The following is a 4,445-nucleotide window of genomic DNA, read 5'->3' on the forward strand; positions in this document are numbered from 1 at the left end:
TGATCGACGGTGCGACCGCCACCGACTTCGACCGGTCCCCGGCCGGCGCCGCCCTGGCCGCGATCCACACGACCGTGCGCATGTCGGTCGCACCCGACAGCGGATGGGCGGCGGTCGGGCACCGCATGATCGCCCCCGGCCGGGGCAGGGATGCCTGGGCCACAGCACGCGCACAGGTCTCGATCACCACCCCGGCCACCGACACGGTGCCCACGATCCTCGGCTACCTCGTCACCGCCTATGCCGACACCGAAGCCCAGGTCCAGACCTTCTCTCTCTATCCGGACAACTCGACCACCCGCAACACCGCCACCGTCATCTGGGCCCCCGACGGGTGGCGGCTGCGCCTGCCCGACACGGTGACCGAGAGCCCGGTCACCGCAGTCGATTCCGTCCCCGCTGACATGGTCGCCCTGCCGAGACCCTGAGGACCAGCTCTGATGCGTGCCACTCGAACCCTCGTCCTGCTATTCAGCATCATCACCGCCGTCGTGATCACCGTCTTCGTCCTGACCATCACCGGCGACGACAACACCGACACCACCCAACCCCCTGCCAAGAACGGACAGGGCTCGACGACCGCAGCGCCATCAACGACACCGTCAGCAGCACGTCCGCCGACGGTCGACATGTTCGGCAACCGCCTCGAAGTCCCTGCCGAGGAAGCCGGTGCGGTCTTGCCGCAAAGCGCCGAGGACCGTGTCGACCCGGCGCGGCCGGACCATTTGAGCGCACCACCTGCACGGTTGCAGTGGCAGCGAATCTGGGGCGGTGCGGCGGTGGCGGTGTCGGGCAGCGACGGCCCTGCCCGCATCGACGCCGGTATTGCGGAAGGGTTCGCGCGCACACCGCAAGGGGCCGCGCTGGCGGCGTTGGACGCGGTCGGACGGGTCTATGCCGCGCACGACCCGATCTGGCGAGATGTCGTGCGCGAGCGCTTCTACGGCGGCGGACAGCCGTTGATCGACCGGTTCGCGCGGTCACGGGCAGACACCCCGGGCGCAGCGCGCTACGTGACCGTGCCCGAAGGTGTGCGGATTCAACCGGGCTACCGCGACGACTTGGCCGTGGTGCAACTCGCGGTCCGTTCCACGACCGGATACGCCATCGCGACCTGGCCGATGGTCTGGGTCGAGGGCGACTGGCGCGTCCGGGTACCCGACGACATCGAAAGCCTCTGGCGCCCAGCAACTCCGACCGCGTCGATAGCCGGGTTCGGTGATTGGAAGGCCCGAACATGAGCAGTTTTCTCGACGCTGCGGCCCCGCTGACGGCAGGACCAGCCCGAACACTGGTCCCCGATATCGCGTGCACGGTGTTGCCTGGGGTGCGCGAGGCGTGCCAGCTCGGCAGCGCGGCCGTGGACGCGGCCGGTGATTCGGTGATCGACCGCTTCGTCAGCTTCCTAGTTACAGGCTTGGCGAAGCTTCTGAGAATGGGGATGACGTGGTGGACGACGTTACCATCGCCCCAATTATCTTCCTCGGCTGGGCAACCCGCTCCTGTCCTCACCCAGATCAGGGACTACACCGTCGGTCTGCAGGTGGTGCTCTTGACTGCGGGAATCATGCTCGCGGCGGCTCGGCTGGCACTGGCCAAACGTGGTGGCGTGGCGGGAGAAGCGCAGGAGAGCTTCCTCATGCTCGCTCGCGCCATCTTCGCGTCGATGACCTTCGCGACACTCATCACGGTAGGCACGAATGCCGGCGACCAGTTCGCCAACTGGGTGATTTTCGACGCTACGCGTGGAGATCTCGAGAACGCCATCGGCCGGATCCTCGACCCCGACACCATGGCCACTCTCGGGCCCGGGATTCTTCTGCTCGTTGGTCTGCTCGGCGTGATCAGCATGCTGGTCCAGTTGGTCATGCTGGTGATCCGGCAGGCGTTGCTGGTCGTGGTCGTCGCGGTGATCCCCTTGGTGGCCGCCGCATCCGGGTCCTCGGCCGGCTCGCAAGCCTACAAACGCCTTCTGGCGTGGTCGCTGGCGTTCGTGCTGTGGAAGCCGGTCGGGGCGCTGGTCTATGCGATCGCGTTCACCGTCCTCGGTGCCGAGGAGCAGACCGATCCCCAGCTGATGCTGCTCGGCCTGATCTTGATGCTGATGACCGTCATTGTGCTCCCCGCGCTGATCCGGTTGATCGCACCCGCAGTGGCCACCCTCGGCGGTGGCGGCGGCGCGGCATCAGCGTTGGCTGGCGCCGGTGCCGGGATCGCGATGTCGGCGGCCGGCAGCCGGGGGTCACAAGCCAGGAAGGTTTCGGAGGCCGAAAGGTCTGGCTCGTCGCCAGGGTCGTCGAGCCCGAGCGGATCGTCCCCTCCGCCGGGCGGCACCGGTGGGGCCAGACCGATGGCGGCGAATTCAGGCTCGCCACCCGGAGGGTCGGCCCCCGCATCGGCCGGTGGCGCGTCCAGATCTGCGCCGGCAGGCGGGGGTGGTTCGAGCGCAGGTGGTGCGAGCGCGGGCCGGGCCTCAGCCGCTGGTGCCGGTGGGTCGGGCAGTGCTGCGGCCACTGGTGCGATGGGTGCGGGCCCTGCTGGTGCGGCGATGTTGGGTGCCCAGCTCGCGGTCGGTGCACTGCAAGGCATCGCGTCAACCGCTCAACGTGCTGTCCCGGAATCGTCGGGCCAGTTGGATCCGGACTCGCTCGGTCCCGGGGAGGTCCGCCGATGAGCACACGAATGTATGGGCGGTGGGAACAGCCACGCTCGGCCGGGTTCTTCGGATTGACCTGGGGCGTGTCGCTCCTCGGACTCGGCCTGGTGATCACGGTGATGGTGTCGTTCATGATCACCCGCTCCCTCGAATTCGCGGGGGCGGTCCTGGCCGGGGCGGCGGTGGTGTTCGTCCCGCTGGCGGTGACCCGCAACGGGCGCACCGGGTGGGAACTTCTGCTGCTGCGGGTCCAGTTCGCGCGTGCGCGATCTCGCGGCGAGCTGACCTACCGTTCGGGTCGGTTCTCCCGCCTGCCGGGGTTAGCGAAATTGCCGGGCTTGCTAGCTGATTCACGTTTGACCGAGTACGAGACGCCGGGTGGGAAGCGGTTCGCGATGCTGCATATCCGGCGCAGCGACCACTACACGGTGATCGTGCGGGTGATCCCGCGGGGCAAGGAACTCGTCGACCAAGCCCAGATCGATTCCTGGGTCGAGGGATACGGCCAGTTCCTGGCCTCACAGAGCCGCGGTGGCGAAGTGGTCGCGGTGACTGCGGTGCTGGACAACGTCGTGGAAACCCGGTTGAAGCAAACCCGGGAAGTCACCCGGCTGATCCGCCCGAGTGCCCCCGTTTTCGCCAAGACGGTGATGACCGAAGCGGCTGCCGACAGCGGTGGGGTGGGGGTGCGGATCGAAGCGCGGATCGCGGTCACCTATCGGGCGATCGGCAAGGGGCGTATCCGGCGTGATCAGGCCGAGCAGGCCCGTGAGATCGGGCAACGCCTGCAATCGGTGTTGTCCCAGCTCGCCCGCGCCGGCTTGCCCGCCACACCTCTGCAGGCGTGGGAGGTGCTGGGGTTGGTGCGTAGCCGGTTCGACCTGGCCTCTCAGCGTGATGTGGAGGCGGCGGGGGATCGGATCGTGGAGTCGCAGTCGTGGGACTCGGTCGGCCCGCTGGCCCATCAGGACCGGTGGGATCACTACGTCCACGACGGGGCCCGCTCGATCACCTGGGAAATGGACGGCGCACCCCGCGGGGCGGTGATGGAAACCGTCCTCGAAGAACTCCTACGGCCGCGCCCGGACGCCCCACGTAAGCGCGTCGCGATCGTCTACCGCCTGCATTCGGCCGCGGAAGCGACCTCACTGGTCGATTCGGACTTCCGCGACGCGGTCGCCGCCGAACAGACCGAACGCGGGATCTCCTCGGCGGCGGCCCGCATCCGGGTCGGCAACACCTCCGCCGCGCGGGAGGAGCAAGCTCGCGGGGCGGGGTTGACTCGGTTCGGGGTGTTGGTGACGGTGACCGATCACCTCGACGCGGACCTGCCCGGCATCGAGGCCTCGGTCAAAGGGATGGCGGCGGCCTCGCGGTTGACGGTGCGCCGCTGCTACGGCTACCAAGCCGCCGGCTTCGCCGCCTCGCTCGGGATCGGGCTGATTTTGCCTGAGCACGCCTCCATCTCCGAACGGGTCTCGGGATGACCGGGCACATGAACGGCTCGCCCGACCGGGGCAAGCCCGCGAGAACCGAAATCATCGAGGGCATCAGGGTTCTGAGCAGAACCCGCCGCGCGGAAGTCGAGCTCGCGGCCACACAGGCCGGGCTGCGGGGTCGGCGGGCACGGATGCTGCTGTCCAGTGACGATCATCGCCGCGCGACCGCGGCGCGGCGGCGCGAGGGTGCTGCGGGGGATGGGTTCGATCTTCTCGCGCCGGTGTTGACCGACCGCGGCTACGTCGGTGCTGGGGGTGGGCGGGCGTCGGTGGTGGCGCGCCCCCCCCCG

Annotated in this window: 4 protein-coding genes and 1 pseudogene; all 5 read left to right on the plus strand. The window is 68.8% G+C overall.

Translation table 11 applies throughout. The features are described 5' to 3' along the window. The coding region (locus QH270_RS05075) for a hypothetical protein (protein ID WP_280339169.1) at positions 1-428 on the plus strand (428 nt) is incomplete at its 5' end. Between the two features lie 63 nt (positions 429-491). Further along, a complete protein-coding gene (locus QH270_RS05080) occupies positions 492-1,241 on the plus strand; it encodes a hypothetical protein (protein ID WP_280339170.1) in 750 nt (249 codons plus the stop codon). Then, complete coding sequence (locus QH270_RS05085) at positions 1,238-2,674, plus strand: hypothetical protein (protein ID WP_280339171.1); 1,437 nt, start codon at positions 1,238-1,240, stop codon at positions 2,672-2,674. The genes QH270_RS05080 and QH270_RS05085 overlap by 4 nt, the downstream gene beginning before the upstream one ends. Further along, complete coding sequence (locus QH270_RS05090; protein WP_157105012.1) at positions 2,671-4,143, plus strand: SCO6880 family protein; 1,473 nt, start codon at positions 2,671-2,673, stop codon at positions 4,141-4,143. The genes QH270_RS05085 and QH270_RS05090 overlap by 4 nt, the downstream gene beginning before the upstream one ends. Next, a pseudogene (locus QH270_RS05095) lies at positions 4,140-4,445 on the plus strand (hypothetical protein); the annotation flags it as partial. The gene QH270_RS05090 and the pseudogene QH270_RS05095, both read left to right, overlap by 4 nt.

The organism is Nocardia neocaledoniensis (assembly GCF_029868625.1).
Lineage (GTDB): Bacteria > Actinomycetota > Actinomycetes > Mycobacteriales > Mycobacteriaceae > Nocardia > Nocardia neocaledoniensis_A.

What these genes read in the sequence shown, in the direction of transcription:
- QH270_RS05085 (WP_280339171.1), top strand. Translation starts at nt 1,238, where the DNA reads ATGAGCAGTTTTCTCGACGCTGCGGCCCCGCTGACGGCAGGACCAGCC.
- QH270_RS05090 (WP_157105012.1), top strand. Translation starts at nt 2,671, where the DNA reads ATGAGCACACGAATGTATGGGCGGTGGGAACAGCCACGCTCGGCCGGG.